Raw genomic sequence first — 25,289 nt, 5'->3', positions numbered from 1 at the left:
CCGCCGGGGCGCGTTTGAGCCGAACGTCCGTTGTTGTCTTTAACTGCGAGGCCACCATGGCAATCTCCACTTCGACCAACGCTGCCGCAGCCGGCGGCGCCGCGTCGCAATCGCGCCTCGGCGCGGTGTTCCGCGTCGTCAGCGGCAACTTCCTCGAGATGTACGACTTCATGGTCTACGGCTACTACGCCGCTGCGATCGCGAAGACGTTCTTCCCGACCGGCAACGAGTTCGCGTCGCTGATGCTCGCGTTTTCCGTGTTCGGCGCGGGCTTCCTGATGCGCCCGATCGGCGCGCTTGTGCTGGGCGCGTACATCGACCGTCACGGCCGCCGCAAGGGGCTGATCCTGTCGCTCACGCTGATGGCGATCGGTACCGCGTGCGTCGCGCTCGTGCCGGGCTATGCGTCGATCGGCCTGCTCGCGCCGGCCATCGTGCTGGCGGGCCGCCTGCTGCAGGGCTTCTCCGCGGGCGTGGAACTGGGCGGCGTGTCGGTGTACCTGTCGGAGATCGCGACGAAGGGCAACCGCGGCTTCTACTGCGCGTGGCAGTCGGGCAGCCAGCAGGTCGCGGTGGTGTTCGCGTCCGCGCTCGGCGTGCTGATGACCACCGTCGTGCCGCACGGCGCGATGGACGAGTGGGGCTGGCGCGTGCCGTTCGTGATCGGCTGCCTGATCGTGCCGTTCCTGTTCGTGATCCGCCGCTCGCTGCGCGAAACCGAAGAGTTCGAGAAGCGCCGCCACCATCCGTCGATGAGCGAGATCATGAAGTCGATCGCGCAGAACTGGGGCCTCGTGCTGTGCGGCATGGGTCTCGTCGTGATGACGACGGCGTCGTTCTACCTGATCACCGCGTACACGCCGACCTTCGGCAAGGTCGTGCTGAAGCTCACGTCGGTCGATGCGCTGCTGGTGACGGTGTGCGTCGGCGTGTCGAACTTCATCTGGCTGCCGATCTCGGGCGCCGTGTCGGATCGCGTCGGCCGCCGTCCGATGCTGCTCGTCCTCACGGTGCTGACCATTCTCACCGCCTACCCGGCGATGCAGTGGCTCGTCGGCGCGCCGTCGTTCACGCGTCTCCTGATCGTCGAACTGTGGCTGTCGGTGCTCTATGCGTGGTACAACGGCGCGATGGTCGTCGCGCTGACCGAGCTGATGCCCGCTGAAGTCCGCACCACCGGTTTCTCTATGGCCTACAGCCTGGCAACCGTGATCGGCGGCTTCACGCCGGCAATCTCGACGTGGCTGATTCATACTACCGGCGACAAGGCCGCACCCGGCGCGTGGATGGCATTCGCGGGTCTGTGCGGCGCCATCGCCACGCTGGTCGTGTACCGCTCGGCCCAATCCCGGGAGCAGTACAAGGCGGCATGAACGCTTCCGGGAAGGGTGGGAAAGAGGCAATGAGGTTGCTGCTCGTCGAAGACAATGACCAACTCGCGCACTGGCTGGCGCGCATCCTCGAGGACGACGGCTTCGCGCTCGATCGCGTGAGCGACGGCGAGGCCGCCGACCGCGCGGTGCGCGGCGTGCCGTACGACGTGGTGCTGCTGGACCTGAACCTGCCGGAGATGTCCGGCAAGAGCGTGCTGCGCCGCATGCGCGAGCGCGGCGACGAGACGCCCGTGCTGATCCTCACGGCGACGGGCGCGGTCGACGAGAAAGTGGTCTGTCTCGGCGCCGGCGCCGACGATTACATCGTGAAGCCGTTCGATGCGCGCGAGCTGATCGCGCGCGTCAAGGTGCTCGCGCGCCGGCAGGCGCCGTCGCGCAGCAACCGCCTCAAGTGCGGCAATCTCGCTTATGACATGGATCGCCGGCAGTTCGCCGTGGAAGGCGAGCCGCTGACCTTGACGCCGCGCGAACACGCGGTGCTCGAAGCGCTGATGTTGCGCGCGAAGAAGACCGTCGCGAAAGCGATGCTCGCCGATTCGCTCAGCAACGCGGACGTCGCGACGAGCGAGGATGCGATCGAGATCTACGTGTCGCGGCTGCGCAAGAAGCTCGAAAAGAGCACCGCGACCATCATCACGCTGCGCGGTCTCGGCTATCTGCTCGAAGACGGCGACGATGACGAATAGCCTGCGGCTGCGTCTGCTGCTGTGGCTGCTGGTGCCGATGACGGTCTTCGTCGTCGCGGCCGGCGTGATTTCGCGCGATAACGCACAGCAGGTCGCGAGCCTCCTGCAGGACGATTCGCTGCTGTCGTCGGCGCGCGTGATGGCGGGCGACATCCGCTGGCAGAAGGGCTATCTGCACGCGGAAATCTCGCCGAGCGCGATCGAGATTCTCAGCTCGCCGTACGGCGATCAGGTGTTCTTCAATATCCGCGAGGTGAACGGCGCGACGATCGCCGGCACCTCCGATTTTCCCGTGCGTGTGCCCGACGAGTCGCCGGAGTGGTACGACGCGAGCGTCGACGGCAAGCCGATCCGCGCGGTCGCGGTGATCCGGCGCATGTACGACTCGGGCACGAGCCGGCTGGTCGTGGTGTCGGTCGGCCGCACGACGATGCAGCGCGACGCGATGGCCGCGCAGCTGTGGCGGCCGCAGATGCTGTACTTCGCCGGCATCGTGACGATCGCCGTCGTGCTGGTGTGCGTCGGGCTCACCTTCGAACTCAGGCCGCTGGTGCGGCTCGCGCGCGGCATGCTCGCGCGTACGCCGAACGCGTCGGTGCGGGTGCGCGCGGACCCGCTGCGCAATGAACTGCGGCCGATCATCGATGCGTTCAACCAGTGCCTCGAGATCATCGAGCGGCAGACCGCGACCCAGCGGCGCTTCATTTCCGATGCCGCGCATCAGCTGCGCACGCCGCTGACGCTGCTCGGCACGCAGCTGCAGTTCGCGCGCCGGCAGAACGATCTCGACGAAGTGAAGGACACACTGCTCGCGATGCACCGGAGCAACCGCTCGCTGGTCGCGCTGACGAACCAGCTGCTGCTGCTCGCGCAGGCCGAAGCGGCCGACTACGCGCATTTTGAAGGCGAGCCTGTGGACCTGCGCGCGGTCGCCACCGATACGATCGAGCAGCTCGCGTTGCTCGCGCAGCGGCGCGGCATCGAGCTTTCGGTGCAGCTCGACGAGCCGGTCAGCGTGATGGGCAACGCGCAGCTGCTGTCGGTGCTGCTCTTCAACCTGATCGACAACGCGATCCGCTATACGCCGGCGGGCGGCCACGTGACGCTTTCCGTGGCGACGCGCGACGAGCGCGTGGTGCTGTCGGTCGCCGACGACGGGCCGGGCATTCCGGCGGAGATCCGCGCGCGGGTGTTCGAGCCGTTCTTCCGCGCATCGGCGGAAGAGGGCAGCGGGCTCGGTCTCGCGATCGTGCGTGAGATTGCGCGCGCGCATCGCGCGGAGATCACGCTCGCAGAGGGTCCGGCGGCGGACGGGCGGGGGTTGATGGTTTCGGTGGCATTTCCTCCGGAGCGGTAAGCACGCGGGTGTTCCATTTCTACGACGAATACTGTATATATATACAGTAAAATAGCGATGCGAGCTGCCCACGGCAGACCGACTGGAACCGCCATGATCGAACAACTGTTGCTACCCGGTGTCGAGCCCTCCTGGGCGCCGACCGACCGGTTGCTGCTGATGCTGATGCCGCCGCCGGAGGTCGCCGAGCGCGTCGACGCGTTGACCGCGCGGCTGCGCACCCAGCTCGGGCTCAAGCCCAGGCGTTCGCGCGAGCGCCTGCACGTCACGCTGTGTCCGCTGGGAGACTACGATGGGTTACCGGCGCCCGTCGTGGCAGCGGCGGGGCAGGCCGCCACCGAAGTGGCCGCCGCGCCGTTCGACGTAACGTTCGACCGGATGACGAGCTTTCGGGGCGGGCAGGCGCATCCGCTGGTGCTGCTCGCAGGTGCGGGCAACGACGCGATCGTCGCGCTGCGGCGCAGGCTCGCCGAATCGCTGCGCGCGGCCGGCGTGCCGTTTCCGTCCCGCAGCGCGATTACGCCGCATATGACGCTGCTGCGCTCGCCGCGGTCGCTGCCGGAGACGCCCGTCGAGCCGGTCAGCTGGACCGTCCGCGACGTGGTGCTCGTGCATAGCCTGCTCGGTCAGTCGAAGTACGTCGAGCTTGGGCGGTGGGCGTTGCAGTGAGCGGTCCCGGGTTCATCGTCCGGCGCGTGCGGCGGCCCGACGTAGCAGCCCCGCGGCCGCTATTGGTTGGACAAATACAACGGGCATCGGCGGCCACCGGTGAACCCGTGGGAATCCCATGCCTGGCAGGGATCGGGGGACTCGCGCAAGGCATTCTCTAGACGGCGTATACCAGGAATGAACCAGGAATGCGCCGATGGATCGTTGCGCTCCCTGATAGAATGCACCAGCCGCAACGTAGTGGATTCTCGATGAAATTGCTTGATGCACTGGTCGAACAGCGTATTGCCGCAGCAGCCGCGCGCGGCGAGTTCGACGACCTGCCCGGGGCCGGTCAGCCACAGGATCTGGACGACGACCTGATGGTGCCGGAGGAGGTTCGCGTGGCGAACCGCATCCTGAAGAACGCCGGCTTCGTTCCGCCGGCCGTCGAACACCTGCGGGCGTTGTCGGAACTGCGCCGTGAACTCGCCGCTGTCAGCGACTGCGCGTTGCGTGGTCAATTGCAGGCGAAGATGCTCGCACTCGGCATGGCGCTCGAATCGCTGCGCGGCGGCCCGCTGGTCGTGCCGCGCGAATACTGCCGCCGTGTCGCCGAACGCCTGTCGGAGCGTGCCAGCGGCGGCGAGGCGCCGGCCGCGGAAGCGCAGTGAGCGCGACGCGGTTGCCGCCCGGGGCGTCGTCGTCTGAGATGGACCTTCCCGATGCGGGCTCCGCGGCCGATGCCGCCGCAGGCGTATCCACCAGCCCGGCGATCCCTTCTGACTCCGTCGAACCCGTTTTTGAAGTGACCGATCGTGACCGGCACTTCATGTCGCTCGCACGCGCAGCGGCCGAACAGGCGCGCGCGGTCGGCGAGGTGCCGGTTGGCGCGGTGCTTGTGCGTGGCGACGAGGTCATCGCGTCCGGCTTCAATCATCCAATCAGCGGACACGACCCGTCCGCGCACGCCGAGATGGTCGCGTTGCGCAACGCGGCGCAGGCGCTGTCGAACTACCGGCTGCCGGGCTGCGAGCTCTACGTGACGCTCGAACCTTGCCTGATGTGCTCCGGCGCGATCATGCACGCGCGCATCGCGCGCGTCGTGTTCGGCGCCCGCGACCCGAAGACGGGCGCGTGCGGCAGCGTCGTCGATGCGTTCGCGAATGCGCAGCTCAACCACCACACCACCGTACTCGGCGGCGTCCTTGCCGACGAATGCGGCGCGTCGCTCAGCAGCTTCTTCGCGGAGCGGCGGCGCGCGATCCGGGCCGCGCGCGCGGCAGCGCGGGACGTCGAGGTTGCCGGTGAAGCCTCAGCTTCCGCCGACGCGGCCGCGCGAGATGGCGCTGGCCGCGAATCTCCGCCGGACCCCGCGACCGATAATCCCGCTCCTTCGAACGACCCCTGATGACCGCTCATCGCACCATCCAGCTGATCGCGCCGTCCGGCTATCCGCATGACCCGGAAGCCGTGCACCGCGCGCTGCACCGCCTGCGCGCGCAGGGACACCATGTGGAAGGCGTGCAGTCGACGGAGCGCCGCTACCAGCGCTTCGCGGGCACTGACGGCGAGCGCGCCGCCGAGCTGAACCGCCTTGCCGACCCGACGCAACCGCTGCCGGATATCGTGCTGGCCGTGCGCGGCGGCTACGGCGCGGTGCGCATCCTGCACGGCCTCGACTACGAAGGGCTGCAGCGCCGCCTGACCGGCGAGCCGATCGCGTTCGTCGGCCACAGCGACTTCACTGCGATCCAGCTCGCGCTGCTGGCGCGCTCGGGTCTGACGACCTTCGGCGGCCCGATGCTCGTCAGCGACTTCGGCGCGGAGAACCTGAGCAGTTTCACGATGAAGCACTTCTGGGACGTGCTGACCCAGCCCGACCTGAGTCTGACCGTCAAGGCGCCGCAGGCACAGACGGCCGACGTGGAAGGCACGCTGTGGGGCGGCAATCTCGCGGTGCTGTCGGCGCTCGTCGGCACGCCGTATATGCCGCCCGTGGAGGGCGGCATCCTGTTCGTCGAGGACATCAACGAACAGCCATTCCGGATCGAGCGGATGCTGTACCAGCTGCACCTGGCGGGCATCATCGAGAAGCAGCAGGCGCTGGTGCTGGGCGACTTCTCGGGTCACAAGCCGTTCGACTACGACAACGGCTACGATCTGCGCGCGATGATCGAGCAGATCCGCTCGGTGGTGGGGATTCCCGTGATCACCGGGCTGCCGTTCGGCCACATTCCGGATATGGCGACCTTGCCGGTGGGCGCCGACGCGCGTCTCGTCGTGCACGAGCATGGTTTTACGCTGGAGCTGTCCGGCTATCCCACACTTTCGTGACGTGAGCGAAACAGCAGACGAATCCGGATCGCGCGATTCCAGTCGCAGCAGGGCAGGGCGGACGATGAGGTCCGCCTTTTCTGGCGATGTTGTCGCAACTAACGGTCAATGCTGTGGCGCCCCAGCAAGTGGCATCGCGCACCGTTATCGTGAAGATTGTCAACAATATTGGGCGTGGCTTGAGCCAGTTTCGTGCTCCGGTGGCCGCCAGACCATAGCAAAATCAAGCCCAGAAGGCCGCCGGGATTACGCACTAAAAAGTCACGACTCTCCATAGCGTAAATAGCCCGCAAATATTGTTGACAATCTTTGTGTCCAATCTAAGATACGAACCATAACGACGGCTACATCATGTCCGACACCACTTCCGCCCAGGCGAACGGCACGAAACCCGAAGCGATCGCAGAGCGCATCCGCGCCGCGATCCTCGAACACCGGCTCGCACCCGGGGCGAAGTTAACCGAAGCGCAGTTGTGCGAAGTATTTGGCGTCAAGCGCGGTCCTATCCGTCTCGCGTTGGCGCAGCTGGCGACAGACCGTCTCGTTGACCTCGAACCGAACCGCGGTGCGTTCGTCGCGAGTCCGTCGCTGCAGGAAGTGCATGAAGTGTTCGAGATGCGCAGGATCATCGAGCTTGCGGTGGTCGAGCGGATCTGCGCCGGGCACGGCTTGCGGCGCCTGAAGAACATCGGCGGGATGATTGCGCGTGAACGCAAGGCGTTCGAGTCGCACGACTTTCCGGCGTGGATCCGCCTGTCGGGCGAGTTCCATACCGAACTGGCGAAGCTGACCGGCAATTCGGTACTGTGCGAATGCCTGAGCGGGCTCGTCGCGCGGTCCACGCTGATCTCGGCGCTGTACGAGTCGCTCGGCCGCAGTCCGTGTTCGTTCGACGACCACGAGGCGATCATCGCCGCGCTCGATGCCGGCGACGCAAAGGAAGCAGGTGCGCTGATGGCGCGCCATCTGCAGAGTGTCGAGCTGAAGATGCTCGACCGGCCCGCCCGGGGCGGCGCCGATCTGCACGAAGTATTTGGAGGCAACCGAGGCGCCTGAACAGGGCTGCCTGGTATCCCGGAGCGCACCACGCTCCGTGCTTCCGAACAGAATCCGCGCTGCGTCGCGTCCGGCTCACTGACCGCCGGATCCGACTCGCCGGGCGGCCTTCAGGCCGCGCCGACGTAGCGCGCATACGTTCCGGCCGGGTTCGCGGCTCGCCGGGGCGATAAAGACAAGTACTTAGTACGGAGATGACCGCGGCGTCCTCTGCAGGATGATCCACATTGGTAATGTATCGGATACCTAAATAATGGGGTGTCGAATGCATGCCGGTGTGATGAAGCGCGCAGAGAACGAAGGTGCTTTTCAGTTTTCAAGCCCAATCAACGGAGGAGTGTGATGGCTCAGTTCAGCGCAACACAGGGCAGTTCCGCGGTTTCATCGTATGAAAGCGAGGGGCCGCATCTGCCGGCCGGCTACAGCGAACGGCTCTACAACGAAGACCTCGCGCCGCTGCGTGCGCAGACCTGGGGTGCGTACAACATCTTCGCGTTCTGGATGTCGGACGTGCACAGCGTGGGCGGCTACGTATTCGCCGGCAGCCTGTTCGCGCTCGGCCTGACGAGCTGGCAGGTGCTGATCGCGCTGCTCGTCGGCATCACGATCGTCAACGTGCTGTGCAATCTGATCGCGCGGCCCAGCCAGCAGAACGGCATCCCGTACCCGGTGGCGTGCCGCGCAACGTTCGGCGTGCTCGGCGCGAACGTGCCGGCCGTCATTCGCGGGCTGATCGCGGTGGCGTGGTACGGCATCCAGACCTTCCTGGCGTCCAGCGCGCTCGTGATCGTCGTGCTCAAGTTCTTCCCGCAGTGGGCGCCTTATGCGGACGTGCACCGGCACGGGCTGCTCGGCCTCTCGACGATGGGCTGGATCGGCTTCATGACGCTGTGGGTGCTGCAGGCGCTGGTGTTCTGGAACGGCATGGAGACGATCAAGAAGTTCATCGACTTCGCCGGCCCGGCCGTGTACGTGGTGATGTTCCTGCTCGCGGGTTACATGGTGTATCGCGCGGGCTGGCAGAACATCAGCCTGAACCTCGGCGCCGTGAAGTATCACGGCATGGAGGTGGTGCCGGTGATGATCACGGCGGTGTCTCTGGTGGTCTCGTACTTCTCCGGACCGATGCTGAATTTCGGCGACTTCTCGCGCTACGGCAAGAGCTTTCGCAGCGTGCAGCGCGGCAACTTCTGGGGACTGCCGGTCAACTTCCTCGCGTTTTCGCTGGTGACGGTGATCACGACGTCCGCGACGCTGCCGGTTTTCGGACAACTGATTACCGATCCGGTGGACACGGTGGGTCGCATCGACATGCCGACCGCGGTGATTCTCGGCGCGCTGACCTTCACGATCGCCACCATCGGCATCAACATCGTCGCGAACTTCGTGTCGCCGGCCTTCGACTTCTCGAACGTCGCGCCGCGTCTCATCAGCTGGCGCGCGGGCGGCATGCTGGCCGCGGTGGCGTCGGTGTTCATCACGCCGTGGAACCTGTTCAACAACCCCGCCGTGATCCACTACACGCTCGACGTGCTCGGCAGCTTCATCGGGCCGCTCTACGGCATCCTGCTCGTCGACTTCTATCTCGTGAAGCGCCGCAAGATCGTGCTCGACGATCTGTACTCGGTGGCCGAGACGGGCACATACTGGTATCGCAATGGCGTCAACTACCGCGCGGTGTTCGCACTGCTGCCGGCTGCGCTGATCGCGATCCTGTGCGTGATGATTCCGTCGCTCGGCGGCTTCGCGAACTTCTCGTGGTTCGTCGGCGCGGGGCTCGGCGCCCTGTTCTACCGGTTGCTCGTGAAGTAACGCACGGCACCACCGCACTCGCAGCAAGCAATTCAGGAGGAGACATGCGCATCAAGCTCATCAACCCCAACACGACGCAGCGGATGACCGACGCGATGGCGCGTTGCGCGCGGGAAGTCGTCGCGCCCGGCACCGAGTTGATCGCCGCGACGCCGACGATGGGGCCGCCGTCGATCGAGGGCTACTACGACGAAGCGCTCGCCACGCCCGGTCTGCTCGCGGAAGTCGCGGCGGGCGAGCGCGACGGTTGCGACGGCTACGTGATCGCCTGCTTCGGCGATCCCGGCCTCTATGCGGCACGCGAACTGGCGCGCGGCCCGGTGATCGGCATCGCGGAAGCGGCGATGCACGCGGCGAGCGTGCTCGCGCCGGGTTTTTCGGTGGTGACGACGCTTGCACGCACCTGCGGGATGGCGTGGCATCTGGCGGAGCGCTACGGCATGAAGCGCTTCTGTCGCAACGTGCGTGCAACGGATGTTGCGGTGCTCGATCTCGATCAGCCGGGTTCGGCGGCGCGGCGCATCATCCTCGACGAATGCCGCCGCGCGCTCGACGAGGACGGTTCGGATGCGATCGTGCTCGGTTGCGCGGGGATGGCGGAACTGTGCGCCGAGATCGAGGATGCGCTTGGCGCGCCGGTGATCGAAGGTGTGACGGCTGCCGTCAAATGGACCGAGGCGCTCGTCGCGCTGCGGCTTTCCACGGCCAAGCGCGGCGACTATGCGCGGCCGCTCGCGAAGCGTTACGACGGCGCGCTGGAGCGCTTCAGTCCGTCGGACGCGCTGCTGGCGCGCGGCGGGGCGGCAGCAGCACCCGCAACGCACGATGTGCGGGTAAACGCGAGCACCGCGAAGCCCGACGTGGTGGGGCACATACATTCAGCGTGACTCGTACTATCTGCCCGTAAATATGGGCGTGCCGGGGTGTTTTCGCTACACTGGTCTGCATCCCGGTAACTCGCCCGGCGTCCGCAGACATCGGCTTCAGACCGTGTCGCGCGGCGCTCGCCGCGCGCATCGTTGCTCCCGGCACGGCCATCAGGAACTTCACTGCATCGTCCACTCATCATGTCATTCGACTCGAACTATCCCCGCGATCTGATCGGCTACGGCCGCCACCCGGTGCAGGCGAACTGGCCCGGTAAGGCGAAGGTGGCGGTGCAGTTCGTGCTCAATTACGAAGAAGGCGGCGAGAACTGCGTGCTGCACGGCGATCAGGGCTCCGAGCAGTTCCTGTCGGAGATCATTGGCGCCGCCGCGTATCCGGCGCGCCATATGAGCATGGAGTCGATCTACGAATACGGCTCGCGCGCGGGCGTGTGGCGCATCCTGCGCGAATTCGAGAAGCGCGGGCTGCCGCTCACGGTGTTCGGCGTCGGCATGGCGATCGAACGGCATCCGGAAGTGGCCCGCGCGTTCGTCGAACTGGGGCACGAAATCGCGTGCCACGCTTACCGCTGGATTCACTACCAGAACACGTCGCCGGAAGAAGAAGCCGAGCATATGCGCCTCGGCATGCAGGCCATCGAACGTGTAACGGGCGAGCGTCCGCTCGGCTGGTACACCGGCCGCGACAGCCCGAACACGCATCGGCTCGTCGCCGAATACGGCGGCTTCCTGTACGACTCCGATTACTACGGCGACGATCTGCCGTTCTGGATGGACGTCGAAACGTCGAATGGCGCGAAGACGCCGCAGCTGATCGTGCCGTACACGCTCGATACGAACGACATGCGCTTCGCGAGCCCGCAAGGCTTCAACACCGCGGACCACTTCTTCCACTACCTGCGCGACGCGTTCGACGTGCTCTACGCGGAAGGCGACGAAGCACCGAAGATGCTGTCGATCGGCATGCACTGCCGGTTGCTCGGGCGTCCGGGCCGCTTCCGCGGTTTGCAGCGCTTCCTCGATCACATCGAACAGCACGACCGCGTGTGGGTCACGCGGCGCGTGGACATCGCGCGGCACTGGCGCGAACACCATCCGTACCAATCACAGGACAACCGCGGGGCGGCCGCATGAAGGCAATGCACTACACACTCGAGCAACTGAACACGATTTCGGCCGACGCGTTCGTCGCGGCGTTGTCGGGCATTTTCGAGCATTCGCCGTGGGTGGCCGAAGTGGCGGCCGCAAAGCGCCCGTTCGCGAGCATCGACGAACTGCATCGCACGATGTCGAACGCGGTGGAGACGGCGGGCGACACGAAGCGGCTCGCGCTGATCAACGCCCACCCGGAGCTGGCCGGCAAGGCCGCCGTGCGCGGCGAACTGACCGAGGAATCGACGCGCGAGCAGAGCGGCGCGGGCCTCGCGCAATGCACGCAGGAAGAGTTCGACAAGCTGCAACGCCTGAACACCGAGTATCGCGCGAAGTTCGGCTTTCCGTTCATTCTCGCGGTGCGTGGTTACGACCGTCACGGCATTATCGCGAACTTCGAATCGCGCGTGAACCACGATCGCGAACAGGAACTGCGCACGAGCCTCGACATGATCTATCGCATCGCGCGTTTCCGGCTCGACGATCTGATCGACGCATGACGCGTTGCGTTCCGGCGGCGCTCGTATCCAGAGTAGGCCGAAGCATTTTTAGCGCTAACAGTAGTTTTAAACCAGACACGAAGGAAGACAACGATGGCACTCCCGACTCTCGACCCCAACGCACCGGATTTCACGCGCCGCTATGTGAACCTGGCGGACCCGCGCCTGGGCGCGGAGGCGCTCGAGGCCAGCGATGACTTCTTCGCGCCGAAGGAGCGCATGCTGAATCCGGAGCCTGCCGTGTTCATTCCCGGCAAGTACGACGATCACGGCAAGTGGATGGACGGCTGGGAGACGCGCCGCAAGCGCGTGTCCGGCTACGACTGGTGCATCGTGAAGCTCGCGCGGCCGGGCGTGATCAAGGGCATCGATCTCGATACGAGCCACTTCACCGGCAATTTTCCGCCGGCGGCGTCGGTCGAAGCCGCGTATGTCGCTGACGGCGCGCCGACCCAGACCACACAATGGACCGAGATCATTCCGTCGACCACGCTGCAAGGCAACAGCCACCACTATGTCGACGTGACGGCGACGGGCGCGTTCACGCATCTGCGCGTGAACCTCTATCCGGACGGCGGCCTCGCGCGTCTGCGCGTGTACGGCCAGCCGCAGGTGGACTGGCAGGGTGCGGACCGCAACCAGACCTTTGATCTCGCCGCGATGGAAAATGGCGCATACCTGGTCGCGGCGAACAACCAGCACTTCGGCAGCGCGTCGAACATCCTGATGCCGGGCCGCGGCGTGAACATGGGCGATGGCTGGGAAACGCGCCGCCGCCGCGAGCCGGGTAACGACTGGGCGATCATCGCGCTCGCGCAGCCCGGTATCATCAAGAAGATCGAAATCGATACCGCGCACTTCAAGGGCAACTATCCGGACCGCGCGTCGATCCAGGCCGCGCACGTGACGGGTGGCACCGACAGCTCGCTGATCACGCAGGCCATGTTCTGGCCCGTGCTGCTCGGCGAGCAGAAGCTGCAGATGGACAAGCAGCATTTCTTCGAGAGCGAGATCGCGTCGATCGGGCCGGTCACGCATGTGCGTCTGAACATCATTCCAGACGGCGGCGTGTCGCGGCTGCGTCTGTGGGGCACACTGGCATGAAAAAACTGCGCGTCGAAGCGCTGACGAAGCAGGCGTTCGCCCCGTTCGGCGACGTGATCGAACTCGAAGGCGCGAAACAGATTCCGATCAATCTCGGCACGACGATCCGCTTTCACGATCTCGCGAAAATAGATATTGCCGATGAAAGCGGCCGTCCGCTCGTCAACCTGTTCCGTGGCGAACCGCGTTCGCTGCCGTTCGAGGTGAAGATGCTCGAGCGCCATCCGCTCGGTTCGCAGGCGTTCGTGCCGCTCAACGACAAGCCGTATCTGGTCGTCGTCGCGCCGGCGGGCGAGCTCGACGAATCGAAGATCCGCGCGTTCGTCACGAGCGGCTGGCAGGGCGTCAACTACGCGAAGGGCGTGTGGCACCATCCGCTGCTGGCGCTCGGCGAAGTGACCGATTTCATCGTCGTCGATCGTGGCGGCGATGGGTTGAATCTGAACGAGCAGGATCTGAAGGAATCGCTGTGGCTCACGGAGTCGCAGCCCGTCTGATTCGCTGCATCCACGTAGGTCGTATTGAGTAGTTGGGTGATACGCCGGTTCGAAAGGACCGGCGTTTTTTTATTCTGATTCGGGACGATGAAACGAAGACTACTGACCTTTATCCGCGTACTTTTCTTCATCGCCACGACCTACTTCGGCGGATTCCTGCTTTCACACCTGATCGCCGATTGCATTCCCGAGATGCCGGACTGGATGTGCGAAGCGATTCGCTTCACGCTGGACAGAACCGGGAACGAGGACATCAGGGATCCGGAAAACATCACCACATCGGGACTGCTAACGATCACAGTCGCCAGCTGGATGTCCGTGGGAGCCGCGCTCTGGTTCGCAACGAAAATGCTCCGCCGGCGTAGGGCGAACCGAAGGCGCGACGCGCTGACCAACAACAGCAACTAGAAAAACAAAACGGGCTCTTCACTACCTCGAAGAGCCCGCGTTCTACAACCCACAACCTGCAACCGCAGCGATTTCGTTCAATCGCCAGCAGCAATCGCCGCAGCAAAAATCACTTCACCGCCCCACCTTCAAACCACGCGGCAATCTTCTGCCGCTCGTCGTCGGTCATATGCGTGACGTTGCCAAGCGGCATGGCCTTCAGCGACACCGCCTGCTGGTAGATCCGCTGCGCGTTCTGCGAGATCTCGTCCGGCGTATCCATCAGCACGCCGGCCGGCGCGCTGCCCATCAGCGTTGGATGCGCGGAGTGGCACGCGGCGCAGCGCTGCGTCAGGATCGGCTGGATGTCGGCAAGCTTCAGCTTCGGCGCGTTCGCGGCCTCGGCCTGCGGCACGACCGGATGCGGCAGCGTCCAGGCCAGTGCGCCCGCCATCAGCGCGACGCCGGCCACCGGCAGGTACCACAGCACCTGACCGCGGTGACGCATCACGAAGAACTGGCGGATCAGCGCGCCAGCGAACATGATGATCGCGAGCACCGCCCAGTTGTACGGATGCGTGTACGTCATCGCATAGTGGTTCGACAGCATCGCGAACACCACCGGCAGCGTGAAATACGTGTTGTGCACCGAGCGCTGCTTGCCGCGCTTGCCGTAGATCGGGTTCGGCGTGTCGCCCTTGAGCATCGCATCGACCATTTTGCGCTGGCCCGGAATTATCACGAAGAACACGTTCGCCGACATGATCGTGGCCAGCATCGCTCCCATGATCAGGTACGCCGCGCGGCCCGCGAAGATATGGCACGCGAGGTACGCCGCGATCAGCACATAGAAGCCGACGCACACGCCCAGCAGCTTGTCCTTGTTGCCGAGCACGCGGCACAGCGAGTCGTACACGATCCAGCCGGCCATCAGGAAACCGAGCGCCGAGAAGATCGCGACGACCGGGCCCATGTCGAGCACGTTCTTATCGATCAGGTAGGTCTCGGGCGAGTACAGGTACAGCACGGTGAAGAGGCTGAAGCCGGAGAGCCACGTCGTGTACGACGGCCACTTCGACCAGTGCAGGTCGTCCGGCATCTCGGGCGGCGCGACGGTGTACTTCTGCATGTTGTAGAAGCCGCCGCCGTGCACGTGCCACAGTTCGCCGAACACGCCGCGGCGGCGCTGGTTCGCGTCCGTCGGCGGTTTCAGGCTGTTGTCCAGCGCGACGAAGTAAAACGATTCGCCAATCCACGCGATCGCGGCGATGACGTGAAACCAGCGAAGCGCCAGGTTCAGCCAGTCGGTGATAAAGCCTTCCATGTACTCCTCCACTTCTCATTCGTTGGGGCGCGCGACGTTCGTTCGGGGTCGCTGTGCTGACTGCGGGGATGGGCTGCGCGATTCACCTGCAAAAAGCGGCGTTCGTCGCATGCGCCAGCCGGGGTGTCCGGTTCGCTAAGGCTGCGTTATGTGCGGAACTCAGCTGCCGCGATAGGTGCTGTACGACCACGGCGACACGAGTAGCGGCACGTGATAGTGCGAGCTGGCGTCGGCGATGCCGAAGCGCAGCACGACGCGATCGACGAAGCGCGGCTCCGGTACCTTCGCGCCGGCGGCGGCGAAGTAGTCGCCCGCATGGAACACGAGTTCGTATTCGCCCGCGACGAGCGCGGCGCCTTCGAGCAGCGGCTCGTTGCAGCGTCCGTCGTCGTTGGTGGTGGTGGTTTTCAGCGCGCGGCGCGTGTCGCCGACGAGCGCGAAGAGTTCGACCTTGATGCCCGCGCCGGGACGGCCGTTCGCGGTGTCGAGCACGTGGGTAGTGAGCTTGCCCATTCGCAGTGTTCCTTGTATGCGAGGTTTGCGAGGTTTCGGCGGCGGTCCGATCCGATCACGCATGTTGCTTTGCGTTGGCGGCGGATCGAGGCTCCACGTCAGTGGCTACATACCCGTCGGCGGATCGAAGAGAGCGCCGTGGGAGTGATTGTAAGAACGATGGGGCCCGCGCAACGCGAGCGATAGGAAAGATAATGCCGCGCACATGAGCGCCCGTCACCACCGCAGCGCATGCAGACTGCACGATCGTGCAGTGCATCAGGCCGAGCGCCGCGTCCCGATGCTACCGGCGCCAAAAATAGCCGTTATATGGTGCGCGTGAACCCCGGTATCGCACGGGGGTGAATTGCCAGCGCATTTTTGGCCCCTGAAGGTTACGTCCATGCGCAGCGCGGCTGCGCGTCCCGAAGACGGCGCCGTGCGCTGGGTAACCGGGCCAACGGCGTCCGAACGGGACGCGGCGGCGCGGTTGGTCAGGCGCGCTGCCTGCATCGCGTTCGGATTGGCTTTACAAGGCTTGCATATCAGCACGGAAACGCTGCACGCAGGCAGACTTGGAGCGGAGTGACGAATGACGATGCTGCACACACCCATGAATGACGGCGCGGGCCTACCGAGCCAGCCCGGCAAGCAGCCCGGCAGGACGATGCTGGTCCGCCACGCGGACGCGCTCGTGACGATGGATGGCGCCCGGCGCGAACTGCGCGACGCGGGCCTCTTCATCGAGGACAACCGGATCGTCGCGGTCGGCCCGACGGCGGAGCTGCCCGATACGGCAGACGAAATCCTCGACCTACGCGGCCATCTGGTGATTCCGGGCCTCGTGAACACGCATCACCACATGTATCAGAGCCTGACGCGGGCGGTGCCCGCCGCGCAGGACGCCGAGCTGTTCGGCTGGCTGACGAATCTGTACAAGGTCTGGGCGCATCTGACGCCCGAGATGATCGAGGTGTCGACGCTTACCGCGATGGCGGAGCTGCTGCTGTCCGGCTGCACCACGTCGAGCGACCATCTGTACATCTACCCGAACGGCAGCCGGCTCGACGACAGCATCCGCGCGGCGCGTCAGATCGGCATGCGCTTCCATGCGAGCCGCGGCAGCATGAGCGTCGGACAGAAAGACGGCGGTCTGCCGCCGGACAGCGTCGTCGAGCGCGAAGCGGACGTCCTGAACGATACGCAGCGCCTGATCGAGACGTACCACGACGATGGCCGCTACGCGATGCTGCGCGTCGTCGTCGCGCCGTGTTCGCCGTTTTCGGTGAGCCAGGGCCTGATGCGCGATTCGGCGGCGCTCGCGCGGCAGTATGGCGTGTCGCTGCATACGCATCTCGCGGAGAACGTGAACGACATTGCGTACAGCCGCGAGAAGTTCGGCATGACGCCCGCCGAATATGCGGAAGATCTCGGCTGGGTTGGGCACGACGTGTGGCACGCGCACTGTGTGCAGCTCGACGAGGCGGGCATCGCGCTGTTCGCGCGCACCGGCACCGGCGTCGCGCATTGCCCGTGCTCGAACATGCGGCTCGCGTCGGGCATCGCGCCGGTGAAGAAGATGCGCGCGGCGGGCGTGCCGGTCGGGCTCGGCGTCGATGGTTCGGCGTCCAACGACGGCGCGCAGATGGTCGCGGAAGTGCGTCAGGCATTGCTGTTGCAGCGGGTCGGATTCGGGCCGGATGCGATGACCGCGCGCGAGGCGCTCGAAATCGCGACGCTCGGCGGCGCGAAGGTGCTGAACCGCGACGACATCGGCGCGCTGGCGCCGGGCATGGCCGCGGATTTCGTATCGTTCGACCTGCGCCAGCCGCTGTTCGCGGGCGCATTGCACGACCCGGTTGCGGCGCTGGTATTCTGCGCGCCGTCGCAGGTGTCGACGAGCGTGATCGGCGGCAAGGTCGTGGTCAAGGACGGCGTGCTGAGCACGCTCGAACTCGGTCCCGTGATCGAGCGGCACAACCGGCTTGCGAGGCAACTGGTGGAAGCGGCACGGTAGCGCCACAAACGCGAACGCAACAGCAACACAGCATCAAGGCTTATCGATCAGGGTCCTCGTCGCTTCGGCGACGAGGCTCCTCAGCCAACGTACTTCGTCCGAATAGTGACAGCGCTCATGCCACAGCTGGTAGTACTGCATCGGCGGGAAGTCGAGCGGCGCCGGCACGACGGTGAGCGGCAGGAACTTCGCGTAATGGTCGGCGAACAGGCGCGTGGTCGTGAAGATCAGGTCGGACTTGATCAGCACGTACGGCGCGAGATTGAAGTACGGCAGCGTGACGACCACGTGGCGCTTCAGCCGTTCGCGCGCGAGATGCACGTCGATCGCGCCGCGCTGGCCGACCGAGTACGGCGTGGGCGCGAGATGCGGCGCGTTCAGGTACTGGTCGAGCGTCAGGCCGCCGCGCTTCGCGAACGGATGCGTGTTGCTCATCAGGCAGACGATCTGGTCGACGAACAGGTTCGACAGGTGCAGCTGCTCGGGCGGCTCCGGCCAGTTGCCGACCACGATGTCGAGCTTGCCGTCCTCGAGCGCGAGCTCGTAGTCGAACGCGGGGCCGAGCGAGTGGAATTCGAGCGTCGCGTTCGGCGCGGCCTGCCGGAAGCGTTCGACGACGGTCGGCACGAACAGCACGTTGAGGTAATCGGGGCAGCCGATCCGGTAGCAGCGGATCGATGTGGCCGGATCGAAGTTGTGCTGCTGGAAGCGGATGCGCTCGATTTCACGCAGCGCGTTCTGCACCGGCTCGAGGAGGCGCAGTCCGTATTCGGTGGGCACCATGCCGGACTTGCCGCGCACCAGCAGCGGGTCGCCGGTGATGTCGCGCAGGCGGCGCAGCGCGGCGCTGATCGCGGGTTGCGACTGGTTGAGCTTCACCGCGGCGCGGGTGACGCTGCGCTCCATCAACAAGGTGTGAAGGACGCGCAAGAGGTAGGTGTCGATCGCCTCGCGTTGCTGACTCATGACTTCTCCGAATTATATGGTTTGGCTGATCGAGCGGTCTCTGGGGTATATGGTTTTTAATATGAAGACGGGGCGCCGTCAAGAGTGGCTTACCCGCAAAGCAAGGTGTGGCGGGGCTTAGCGGGGATTTTTGGCAACTCGACGGGGCGCAGCGGATTCGGTATTGTCACCCGGCACCCCGCGCTTGCGAAGGGACCGGCAGGCGCGGGCAGTCATAGCGAACATCGAAAAGACATGGGCGATTCATCCACCAACAGCGGCAACGCTATGGCATCGGGCGCTGCATCGGCAACAGGCGGCGCGGCGGGCAACGTGCCGCGCCTCGCGCTGGCCGGCATCACGAAGCAGTACCCGTCGGTACGTGCGAACGACGACGTCAGTCTCGTCGTCGCGCCCGGCGAGATTCACGCGGTGCTCGGCGAGAACGGCGCCGGCAAGAGCACGCTGATGAAAATCATCTACGGCGCCGTGCGTCCGGATGCGGGCGAGATCCGCTGGGAAGGCGAAGTCGTGGAGATCGCGAATCCGGCGGCCGCGCGGCGGCTCGGCGTCGGCATGGTGTTCCAGCATTTCTCGCTGTTCGAGACGCTGACGGTTGCCGAAAACATCGCGCTCGCGCTCGACGAACCCTTCGACCTGAAGACGCTCGGCAAGCGTATCCGCGAAGTATCGGCGGACTACGGGCTCGACATCGATCCGCAGCGGCACGTGCACAGTCTCACGGTCGGCGAGCGGCAGCGGGTGGAAATCGTGCGCTGCCTGCTGCAGAACCCGCGTCTGCTGATCATGGACGAGCCGACCTCGGTGCTGACGCCGCAGGCGGTGCGCAAGCTGTTCACGACATTGAGGCGTCTCGCGTCCGAAGGTTGCAGCATTCTCTACATCAGCCACAAGCTCGACGAGATCCAGGAACTGTGCGACGTCGCGACCGTGATGCGCGGCGGCCGCCTAACGGGCCGCGTGATTCCGCGCGAAGAGACGCATGCGTCGCTCGCGCAACTGATGGTCGGCCATTCGCTGCCGGACTACGAGCGCCGCGCGCATACGCCGGGCGAAATCCGGCTCGACGTGCAGCATCTGAGCGTCGCGAGCGAAGACCCGTTCGGCACCTCGCTCGACGACGTGTCGTTCTCGGTGCATGCCGGCGAGATCTTCGGCATCGCGGGCGTGTCGGGCAACGGCCAGGCGGAGCTGCTCGCGGCGTTGTCTGGCGAGCGCCGCATCGCGCAGCACGACGCCATCTCGATCTGCGGCAAGGCCGCGGGCAAGCTCAACGCCGGCGCGCGCCGTGCGCTCGGCTTCGCGTTCGTGCCGGAAGAGCGTCTGGGCCGCGGTGCGGTGCCGGCGATGTCGCTTGCCGAAAACGGGCTGCTTACCGCGCATCGCGGGCAGAAGATGGTGAAGGGCGGCTGGATCAACGCACGCGCGATGCGCGCGTTCGCCGCGCGCTGCATCGAGTCGTTCGACGTGCGTTGCGGCGGCACCGAAGCGCTCGCGCAGAGTCTGTCGGGCGGCAACCTGCAGAAGTACATCGTGGGCCGCGAGATTCTGCAGGCGCCGCAGGTGCTGGTGGTCGCGCAGCCCACGTGGGGCGTCGACGTCGGCGCGGCGGCGTTCATCCGTCAGCAGCTGCTCGACCTGTCGGCGCGCGGCGTCGCGATCCTCGTGATCTCCGAGGAGCTCGAGGAACTCTTCGACATCTGCGATCGACTCGCAGTGCTCGCGCGCGGCAGACTGTCGCCCGTGCGCGCGACGGGCGCGACCAATGCCGAAGAGATCGGCCGCTGGATGGCGGGCCTGTTCGGCGAGCGCGCCGCGCCGCCCGCGGAGGAAGCGCCCGCGCACGTCTGAGTCTGAGTTTGAGTCTGAACGCAGCACCATCGGCGCACGCACGCCGATACCCGAACAACGAAGCACCACTTACACCCACTCACACGCTACGCATGATGCTTCCGTACCGACTCGAAGCGCGCACTTCGCCATCCCGCACGATGCAGCTCGCTGTGCCGCTGATCGCCGCGCTCCTCACGCTCGCGATCGGCTTCGCGATCTTCGGCCTCGTCGGCCGCGATCCCGTGCAGGCGATGACCGCGTTCTTCATCGAACCGCTGTCCAGCATGAACGGCTGGTCCGAACTGCTGCTGAAGGCGTCGCCGCTGTGCCTGATCGGCCTGGGGCTCGCGATCGGCTATCGCGCGAACGTCTGGAACATCGGCGCCGAAGGGCAGATGCTGCTCGGCGGCATCGCGGCGAGCGGCGTCGCGATCCACTTCGATCAGGCGAGCGGTGGGTGGATCCTCTTCACGATGATGATCGCGGGCGCGCTCGGCGGCATGCTGTGGGCCGCGATTCCCGCGTTCCTGAAAACGCGCTTCAACACCAACGAAATCCTCACGAGCCTGATGCTCACCTACGTCGCGACGCAGCTCCTGATCTGGCTCGTCAGCGGCCCGTGGCGCGATCCGCAGGGAATGAACTTCCCGCTCTCGGAGATGTTCAGCGGCGACGCGCTGTATCCGACCTTCGGCGGCGACTGGCGCTGGAAACTGCTGCGCGGTACGCGTCTGAACGCTTCGATCTTCATCACGCTCGTCGCGATTCCGTGCGTGTGGTTCTTCATGCGCAAGAGCTTCGCGGGCTTCCGGATGAACGTCGGTGGTCTCGCGCCGCTCGCCGCGCGCTACGCGGGCTTCTCCGATCGCAAGACGGTGTGGATGTCGCTGCTGATCAGCGGCGGTCTCGCGGGCCTGGCGGGGATGGGCGAGATCGCCGGTCCGATCGGCCAGCTGCAGGCTACGTGGTCGCCGGGTTACGGCTTCACCGCGATCATCGTCGTGTTCGTCGGGCGGCTGCATCCGGTCGGCATCGTGCTCGCGAGCCTGCTGATGGCGCTGCTGTACCTGGGCGGCGAAGCGGTGCAGACCTCGATGCAGCTGCCGCAGGCGCTATCGGGCGTGTTCCAGGGCCTGCTGCTGTTCTGCCTGCTCGGCGCGGACCTGTTCGTCAACTACCGGGTGCGCCGCCGCGCGATCGCGGTGGGCCATTGAACGCAACCGCGACGCGTGACCGCTGCGCATCGCAAGTACACCGAATCACCGTCTGACCTCGACAGAACGAAACACATGGATATTCAGACCGCCACCACGCTCACGTCGAGCGCCGTCGTCGCCGCGATTCCGCTGATGTTCGCCGGCGTCGGCGAGCTTGTCACGGAGAAGTCGGGCGTGCTCAACCTCGGAGTTGAAGGGATGATGCTGATGGGCGCCGTCACCGGCTACGCGGTGACGGCGATCAGCGGCAGCCCTTGGCTCGGCGTCGTTGCATCGGCGTTTGCCGGCATCGCGATGGCCTTGCTGTTCGCGTTCCTCGTGCTGACGATGATGGCCAACCAGGTCGCAACCGGCCTGTCGCTGACGATCTTCGGCGTGGGGCTCTCGGCGTATGTCGGCAAGCCGTACACGTCGGCCGCCGTGCGCGCGACGATCGATGCGCTGCCCATCCCCGGCCTCGCGTCGATCCCGGTGATTGGCCCGTCGTTTTTCAGCCTGACGCCGCTCGGCTATCTCGCGTTCGCGATGTTCGCGGTGGTGGCGTGGTTCCTGTACCGCACGCGCGCGGGGCTCGTGCTGCGCTCGGTCGGCGAATCGCCGCAGGTCGCGCACTCGGTGGGCTTTCCGGTGATCGGCGTGCGCTACGGCGCGACGCTGTTCGGCGGCGCGATGTCGGGCATCGCGGGCGGCTACTACTCGATCGTCTATCTGCACCTGTGGCAGGAGAACCTGATTTCGGGCCGCGGCTGGATCGCGCTCGCGCTCGTCGTGTTCGCGACCTGGCGGCCCGGGCGGCTGCTCGTCGGCGCGCTGCTGTTCGGCGCGGTGATGGGGCTGCAGTTCTACGCGCAGGCGATCGGTGTGCCGGTGCCGACCCAGTTCCTCGCGATGCTGCCGTACGTCGCGACGGTGGTCGTGCTGGTGCTGATCTCGCGCAATCCGAACACGATCCGCCTGAACGCGCCGGCTTCGCTCGGCAAGCCGTTTTTCGCGGCAGGCTGAGACTTCACAAAATGCATTTCCAGACCAACGCTTTGAAAACGCAATCACACGACAGGAGAAAACGATGCAAAGAAAACTGCTGACCGGACTCGCGATGGCCGCTGCGATCGCCGGCGCCGCCGGCTCGCTCGCGCAACCGGCGAACGCCGCCGACGCGCCGGGCGTCGCGTTCGTCTACCTCGGCAATCCGGGCGACGCGGGCTGGACCTTCGCGCACGACGCCGGTTCGAAGGAAGCCGAAGCGAAGTTCGGCAGCAAGATCAAGGTGACGCGCGTCGAGAACGTGCCGGAATCGGCCGACTCGGAGCGCGTGTTCCGCGATCTCGCGAGCAAGGGCAACAAGATCATCATCGGCACCAGCTTCGGTTACCAGGACTTCGAACTGAAGGTCGCGAAGGACTTCCCGGACACGGTTTTCCTGCACGCGACGGGCTACAAGAAGGCACCGAACTTCGGCACCTACGACGTGCGCATGTACCAGGGCGCGTACCTCGCGGGCGTCGCGGCTGGCTACGTGACGAAGACCAACACGCTCGGCTTCGTCGCGTCGGTGCCGATTCCGGAAGTGATCCGCAACATCAACGCGTACACGCTCGGCGCGCGTTCGGTGAACCCGAAGGTCCACACGAAAGTGATCTGGATCAACAGCTGGTTCGATCCGGGCAAGGAGAAGCAGGCAGCGGAGACGCTGATCGGCCAGGGCGCGGACGTGCTGCTGCAGAACACCGATTCGTCGGCGACGCTCGCTACCGCATCGGAGAAGCACGTGCACGCGTTCGGCTGGGACTCGGACATGAAGAAGTTCGGTCCTGACGCGCACCTCGGCTCGGTGGTCGGCCACTGGGGCGTCTACTACTCGGCCGCGATCCAGCAGGTGCTGGACGGCAAGTGGAAGAACGATCCGGTGTGGTGGGGCATCCCGCAGAAAGCGGTCAACCTGGAAGACCTGAACACCTCGGTGATTCCGGCGAACGGGATGAAGGATGTCGACGCGAAGCGCGAGCAGATCGCGAGCGGCAAGTGGGACGTGTTCACGGGCCCGATCAAGGACCAGTCGGGCGCCGTCAAGGTGCCGGCCGGCAAGTCGCTCGGCGATGCGGACCTGCAGCGCCTCAACTGGTACGTGGAAGGCGTGGACGGCTCGCTGCCGAAGTGACGCACCAGCGGCGCAGCCAGAGCGCCGCCGCTGTCATCGAATGGAAAGGCTGCACCCGCATGCTGTAGGTGCAGCTTTTTTATGGCCCGAGAACTGGTGGTGATCGAGCGAAGTCCGCGGCGAAATCAGTCGTCGATCCGCAGCCCGACCTTGAGCGTGACCTGCCAGTGGACGACCTTGTCGTTCTCGATGTGGCCGCGCGTCTCGGTCACCTGGAACCAGTGCAGATTGCGCAGCGTTTTCGACGCTTTCGCGATCGCGGTACGCACGGCGTCATCGCTCGACGTGGTCGACGACCCGGTGAGTTCGATCTGTTTGTAGACGTGGTCGCTCATGTTCGGCTCCTGTGTTGACGACGGGTTGGGAGGCGGCGCGTGTGCCGGGCAGATGATGCGCCGCAGCGTCTTTCGACGACGCACATCGCATTCCCGGCATGCCGCGCGATGGCGCTACCGGTATCATGCGCGCGTGATGCGGCGGCGGATACCGCCGCACGGGTTTGCGTGACGAAATCGCGTGACGAACCGAGGCGAGGGTGGCGATGGAACTGGGATTTTGCGGTCCGGGATTGATGGGTGCGGCGATGATCCGGCATCTGCTGCGCGCGGGACACAGCGTGCAGGTGTGGAACCGGACGCGCGACAAGGCGGAGGCGCTCGAAGCTGACGGCGCGCGGGTGGCCAATACGCCGGCCGAACTGGCGGCGCGCGCGGAGATCGTGTTGCTATGCGTCGCCGATGCGGCGGCCGTCGAAGCGGTCGTGTTCGGCGCGCAGGGTTTGCTCGCGGATGGCGCGGAGAACGCAGCGGGCGGCCCGGCGCGGAAACTGCGCCGCATCGTCGATCACTCCAGCATCCCGCCATCCGCGACGCGCGCGCTCGCGAAGCGCGCGGCCGCGGCCGGCGTCGGCTGGGTGGATGCGCCGGTGTCGGGCGGCGTCGGCGGCGCGCAGGCCGGCACGCTCGCGGTGATGGCGGGCGGCACGGCGGAAGACGTCGCCGCGGTCACGCCCGCGATCGACGCGTACGCCGCGCGAATCACGCATATGGGTGCCGTCGGTAGCGGTCAGACCACCAAGCTGTGCAACCAGGCGATCGTCACGGCGACGGTCGCGGCGATCGCCGAGGCGGTCACGCTCGCGGACCGCAGCGGCATCGATCCGTCGCTGTTGACCGAGGCGCTCGCGGGCGGCTGGGCCGACTCGGTGCTGCTGCAGACGTTCGTGCCCCGGATGACACAGCCGGCGATGAAGCCGATCGGCGCGCTGCGCACGTTCCAGAAGGACGTGGACACGATCGCCGCGGCCGCCGCCGAGACCGGCGCGCCGATGCCGGTCAGCAGCACGGTGCAGCAGGTGCTGCGGCTCGGCGCCGCGATGGGGCTGGCGGAGGCGGATCTGTCGGCGTTCATCGACGTGCTGCAGCCGCAGCGGACTTATTGACCCCGCCGGTGGCAGCACGCTGGT

The 25,289-nt window shown here is 65.8% G+C and carries 25 protein-coding genes; 21 read left to right on the top strand and 4 right to left on the bottom strand.

What is annotated here, in order from left to right:
• The first annotated feature begins 62 nt into the window (after nucleotides 1-62).
• The 15 genes from tcuC (at nucleotide 63) to DVS29_RS15770 (ending at nucleotide 13,838) form a co-directional block, all read left to right on the top strand.
• Complete coding sequence (gene tcuC, locus DVS29_RS15840) at nucleotides 63-1,373, top strand: MFS transporter (protein ID WP_420816114.1); 1,311 nt, start codon at nucleotides 63-65, stop codon at nucleotides 1,371-1,373.
• Nucleotides 1,374-1,402: 29 nt separating this feature from the next.
• The gene (locus DVS29_RS15835) at nucleotides 1,403-2,080 is read left to right on the top strand and encodes a response regulator transcription factor (protein ID WP_118181403.1); all 678 of its coding nucleotides are present in this window, start codon (nucleotides 1,403-1,405) and stop codon (nucleotides 2,078-2,080) included.
• The gene (locus tag DVS29_RS15830) at nucleotides 2,070-3,437 is read left to right on the top strand and encodes a sensor histidine kinase (protein WP_118181402.1); all 1,368 of its coding nucleotides are present in this window, start codon (nucleotides 2,070-2,072) and stop codon (nucleotides 3,435-3,437) included. The genes DVS29_RS15835 and DVS29_RS15830 overlap by 11 nt, the downstream gene beginning before the upstream one ends.
• Before the next feature lie 93 nt (nucleotides 3,438-3,530).
• Complete coding sequence (locus DVS29_RS15825) at nucleotides 3,531-4,106, top strand: 2'-5' RNA ligase family protein (protein WP_164707930.1); 576 nt, start codon at nucleotides 3,531-3,533, stop codon at nucleotides 4,104-4,106.
• 251 nt (nucleotides 4,107-4,357) lie between these two features.
• The gene (locus tag DVS29_RS15820; protein ID WP_118181400.1) at nucleotides 4,358-4,759 is read left to right on the top strand and encodes a DnaJ family domain-containing protein; all 402 of its coding nucleotides are present in this window, start codon (nucleotides 4,358-4,360) and stop codon (nucleotides 4,757-4,759) included.
• Nucleotides 4,760-4,797: 38 nt separating this feature from the next.
• A complete protein-coding gene (gene tadA / locus DVS29_RS15815) occupies nucleotides 4,798-5,496 on the top strand; it encodes a tRNA adenosine(34) deaminase TadA (protein ID WP_118181399.1) in 699 nt (232 codons plus the stop codon).
• The gene (ldcA, locus tag DVS29_RS15810) at nucleotides 5,496-6,422 is read left to right on the top strand and encodes a muramoyltetrapeptide carboxypeptidase (RefSeq protein WP_118181398.1); all 927 of its coding nucleotides are present in this window, start codon (nucleotides 5,496-5,498) and stop codon (nucleotides 6,420-6,422) included. The genes tadA and ldcA overlap by 1 nt, the downstream gene beginning before the upstream one ends.
• Before the next feature lie 351 nt (nucleotides 6,423-6,773).
• The gene (locus DVS29_RS15805) at nucleotides 6,774-7,478 is read left to right on the top strand and encodes a GntR family transcriptional regulator (RefSeq protein ID WP_118181397.1); all 705 of its coding nucleotides are present in this window, start codon (nucleotides 6,774-6,776) and stop codon (nucleotides 7,476-7,478) included.
• A gap of 342 nt (nucleotides 7,479-7,820) precedes the next feature.
• A complete protein-coding gene (locus DVS29_RS15800; protein ID WP_118181396.1) occupies nucleotides 7,821-9,290 on the top strand; it encodes an NCS1 family nucleobase:cation symporter-1 in 1,470 nt (489 codons plus the stop codon).
• Nucleotides 9,291-9,334: 44 nt separating this feature from the next.
• Entirely contained in the window at nucleotides 9,335-10,177 is an 843-nt protein-coding gene (locus DVS29_RS15795) for an aspartate/glutamate racemase family protein (RefSeq protein ID WP_118181395.1), read from the top strand.
• Nucleotides 10,178-10,357: 180 nt separating this feature from the next.
• On the top strand, nucleotides 10,358-11,311 hold the full coding sequence (gene puuE, locus DVS29_RS15790; RefSeq protein WP_118181394.1) for an allantoinase PuuE: 954 nt from the start codon (nucleotides 10,358-10,360) through the stop codon (nucleotides 11,309-11,311).
• Entirely contained in the window at nucleotides 11,308-11,829 is a 522-nt protein-coding gene (gene uraD, locus DVS29_RS15785) for a 2-oxo-4-hydroxy-4-carboxy-5-ureidoimidazoline decarboxylase (protein ID WP_118181393.1), read from the top strand. The genes puuE and uraD overlap by 4 nt, the downstream gene beginning before the upstream one ends.
• A 93-nt stretch (nucleotides 11,830-11,922) precedes the next feature.
• The gene (gene alc / locus DVS29_RS15780) at nucleotides 11,923-12,933 is read left to right on the top strand and encodes an allantoicase (RefSeq protein ID WP_118181392.1); all 1,011 of its coding nucleotides are present in this window, start codon (nucleotides 11,923-11,925) and stop codon (nucleotides 12,931-12,933) included.
• Entirely contained in the window at nucleotides 12,930-13,430 is a 501-nt protein-coding gene (locus DVS29_RS15775; RefSeq protein WP_118181391.1) for an ureidoglycolate lyase, read from the top strand. Before alc ends, DVS29_RS15775 begins: the two co-directional genes overlap by 4 nt.
• Before the next feature lie 87 nt (nucleotides 13,431-13,517).
• Nucleotides 13,518-13,838 carry a hypothetical protein gene (locus DVS29_RS15770; protein WP_118181390.1) on the top strand — a complete coding sequence of 107 codons (321 nt, stop codon included), beginning with the start codon at nucleotides 13,518-13,520 and terminating at the stop codon, nucleotides 13,836-13,838.
• Nucleotides 13,839-13,947: 109 nt separating this feature from the next.
• Here the strand turns inward: DVS29_RS15770 and DVS29_RS15765 are convergent, their stop codons facing one another.
• Nucleotides 13,948-15,141 carry a urate hydroxylase PuuD gene (locus DVS29_RS15765; protein WP_118181389.1) on the bottom strand — a complete coding sequence of 398 codons (1,194 nt, stop codon included), beginning with the start codon at nucleotides 15,139-15,141 and terminating at the stop codon, nucleotides 13,948-13,950.
• A gap of 159 nt (nucleotides 15,142-15,300) precedes the next feature.
• Nucleotides 15,301-15,654, bottom strand: coding sequence for a hydroxyisourate hydrolase (gene uraH / locus DVS29_RS15760; RefSeq protein ID WP_118181388.1), 354 nt, complete (start codon nucleotides 15,652-15,654; stop codon nucleotides 15,301-15,303).
• Nucleotides 15,655-16,231: 577 nt separating this feature from the next.
• On the opposite strand from uraH, the gene DVS29_RS15750 reads away from it, so the two are divergent.
• Nucleotides 16,232-17,650: an 8-oxoguanine deaminase gene (locus DVS29_RS15750; RefSeq protein ID WP_420816113.1), complete on the top strand. Its 1,419-nt coding sequence runs from the start codon at nucleotides 16,232-16,234 to the stop codon at nucleotides 17,648-17,650.
• A 33-nt stretch (nucleotides 17,651-17,683) separates the two neighbouring features.
• On the opposite strand, the gene DVS29_RS15745 is transcribed toward DVS29_RS15750, so the two are convergent.
• Entirely contained in the window at nucleotides 17,684-18,616 is a 933-nt protein-coding gene (locus tag DVS29_RS15745; protein WP_118181387.1) for a LysR substrate-binding domain-containing protein, read from the bottom strand.
• A 234-nt stretch (nucleotides 18,617-18,850) separates the two neighbouring features.
• Between DVS29_RS15745 and DVS29_RS15740 the strand changes: the two genes are divergently transcribed.
• The 4 genes from DVS29_RS15740 (at nucleotide 18,851) to DVS29_RS15725 (ending at nucleotide 23,824) form a co-directional block, all read left to right on the top strand.
• On the top strand, nucleotides 18,851-20,467 hold the full coding sequence (locus DVS29_RS15740) for an ABC transporter ATP-binding protein (protein ID WP_205962460.1): 1,617 nt from the start codon (nucleotides 18,851-18,853) through the stop codon (nucleotides 20,465-20,467).
• A gap of 92 nt (nucleotides 20,468-20,559) precedes the next feature.
• Nucleotides 20,560-21,663, top strand: coding sequence for an ABC transporter permease (locus DVS29_RS15735; protein ID WP_118181386.1), 1,104 nt, complete (start codon nucleotides 20,560-20,562; stop codon nucleotides 21,661-21,663).
• Nucleotides 21,664-21,738: 75 nt separating this feature from the next.
• Nucleotides 21,739-22,668, top strand: coding sequence for an ABC transporter permease (locus tag DVS29_RS15730; RefSeq protein WP_118181385.1), 930 nt, complete (start codon nucleotides 21,739-21,741; stop codon nucleotides 22,666-22,668).
• 64 nt (nucleotides 22,669-22,732) lie between these two features.
• Complete coding sequence (locus tag DVS29_RS15725) at nucleotides 22,733-23,824, top strand: BMP family ABC transporter substrate-binding protein (RefSeq protein ID WP_118181384.1); 1,092 nt, start codon at nucleotides 22,733-22,735, stop codon at nucleotides 23,822-23,824.
• A 125-nt stretch (nucleotides 23,825-23,949) separates the two neighbouring features.
• Here DVS29_RS15725 and DVS29_RS15720 read toward each other — a convergent pair whose 3' ends face one another.
• Complete coding sequence (locus tag DVS29_RS15720; protein WP_118181383.1) at nucleotides 23,950-24,159, bottom strand: dodecin; 210 nt, start codon at nucleotides 24,157-24,159, stop codon at nucleotides 23,950-23,952.
• A gap of 206 nt (nucleotides 24,160-24,365) precedes the next feature.
• Between DVS29_RS15720 and DVS29_RS15715 the strand changes: the two genes are divergently transcribed.
• On the top strand, nucleotides 24,366-25,265 hold the full coding sequence (locus DVS29_RS15715) for an NAD(P)-dependent oxidoreductase (RefSeq protein WP_118181382.1): 900 nt from the start codon (nucleotides 24,366-24,368) through the stop codon (nucleotides 25,263-25,265).
• The last annotated feature ends 24 nt before the right edge of the window (nucleotides 25,266-25,289 follow it).

It is taken from the genome of Paraburkholderia phosphatilytica, from assembly GCF_003443895.1.
Classification (GTDB): Bacteria; Pseudomonadota; Gammaproteobacteria; order Burkholderiales; family Burkholderiaceae; genus Paraburkholderia; species Paraburkholderia phosphatilytica.
Note: the sequence above shows the minus strand (reverse complement) of the source record. Positions and strands in the feature narration are given on the sequence as shown.

Coding starts and splice junctions, on each gene's coding strand:
- ldcA (WP_118181398.1), top strand. CDS start 5,496: ATGACCGCTCATCGCACCATCCAGCTGATCGCGCCGTCCGGCTATCCG.
- DVS29_RS15795 (WP_118181395.1), top strand. CDS start 9,335: ATGCGCATCAAGCTCATCAACCCCAACACGACGCAGCGGATGACCGAC.
- puuE (WP_118181394.1), top strand. CDS start 10,358: ATGTCATTCGACTCGAACTATCCCCGCGATCTGATCGGCTACGGCCGC.
- uraH (WP_118181388.1), bottom strand. CDS start 15,654: ATGGGCAAGCTCACTACCCACGTGCTCGACACCGCGAACGGCCGTCCC.
- DVS29_RS15775 (WP_118181391.1), top strand. CDS start 12,930: ATGAAAAAACTGCGCGTCGAAGCGCTGACGAAGCAGGCGTTCGCCCCG.
- uraD (WP_118181393.1), top strand. CDS start 11,308: ATGAAGGCAATGCACTACACACTCGAGCAACTGAACACGATTTCGGCC.
- tadA (WP_118181399.1), top strand. CDS start 4,798: ATGGACCTTCCCGATGCGGGCTCCGCGGCCGATGCCGCCGCAGGCGTA.
- DVS29_RS15740 (WP_205962460.1), top strand. CDS start 18,851: ATGGGCGATTCATCCACCAACAGCGGCAACGCTATGGCATCGGGCGCT.
- DVS29_RS15770 (WP_118181390.1), top strand. CDS start 13,518: ATGAAACGAAGACTACTGACCTTTATCCGCGTACTTTTCTTCATCGCC.
- DVS29_RS15800 (WP_118181396.1), top strand. CDS start 7,821: ATGGCTCAGTTCAGCGCAACACAGGGCAGTTCCGCGGTTTCATCGTAT.
- DVS29_RS15730 (WP_118181385.1), top strand. CDS start 21,739: ATGGATATTCAGACCGCCACCACGCTCACGTCGAGCGCCGTCGTCGCC.
- DVS29_RS15835 (WP_118181403.1), top strand. CDS start 1,403: ATGAGGTTGCTGCTCGTCGAAGACAATGACCAACTCGCGCACTGGCTG.
- DVS29_RS15720 (WP_118181383.1), bottom strand. CDS start 24,159: ATGAGCGACCACGTCTACAAACAGATCGAACTCACCGGGTCGTCGACC.
- DVS29_RS15725 (WP_118181384.1), top strand. CDS start 22,733: ATGCAAAGAAAACTGCTGACCGGACTCGCGATGGCCGCTGCGATCGCC.
- DVS29_RS15765 (WP_118181389.1), bottom strand. CDS start 15,141: ATGGAAGGCTTTATCACCGACTGGCTGAACCTGGCGCTTCGCTGGTTT.
- DVS29_RS15735 (WP_118181386.1), top strand. CDS start 20,560: ATGATGCTTCCGTACCGACTCGAAGCGCGCACTTCGCCATCCCGCACG.
- DVS29_RS15750 (WP_420816113.1), top strand. CDS start 16,232: ATGCTGCACACACCCATGAATGACGGCGCGGGCCTACCGAGCCAGCCC.
- DVS29_RS15805 (WP_118181397.1), top strand. CDS start 6,774: ATGTCCGACACCACTTCCGCCCAGGCGAACGGCACGAAACCCGAAGCG.
- DVS29_RS15830 (WP_118181402.1), top strand. CDS start 2,070: ATGACGAATAGCCTGCGGCTGCGTCTGCTGCTGTGGCTGCTGGTGCCG.
- DVS29_RS15715 (WP_118181382.1), top strand. CDS start 24,366: ATGGAACTGGGATTTTGCGGTCCGGGATTGATGGGTGCGGCGATGATC.
- DVS29_RS15825 (WP_164707930.1), top strand. CDS start 3,531: ATGATCGAACAACTGTTGCTACCCGGTGTCGAGCCCTCCTGGGCGCCG.
- DVS29_RS15745 (WP_118181387.1), bottom strand. CDS start 18,616: ATGAGTCAGCAACGCGAGGCGATCGACACCTACCTCTTGCGCGTCCTT.
- alc (WP_118181392.1), top strand. CDS start 11,923: ATGGCACTCCCGACTCTCGACCCCAACGCACCGGATTTCACGCGCCGC.
- DVS29_RS15820 (WP_118181400.1), top strand. CDS start 4,358: ATGAAATTGCTTGATGCACTGGTCGAACAGCGTATTGCCGCAGCAGCC.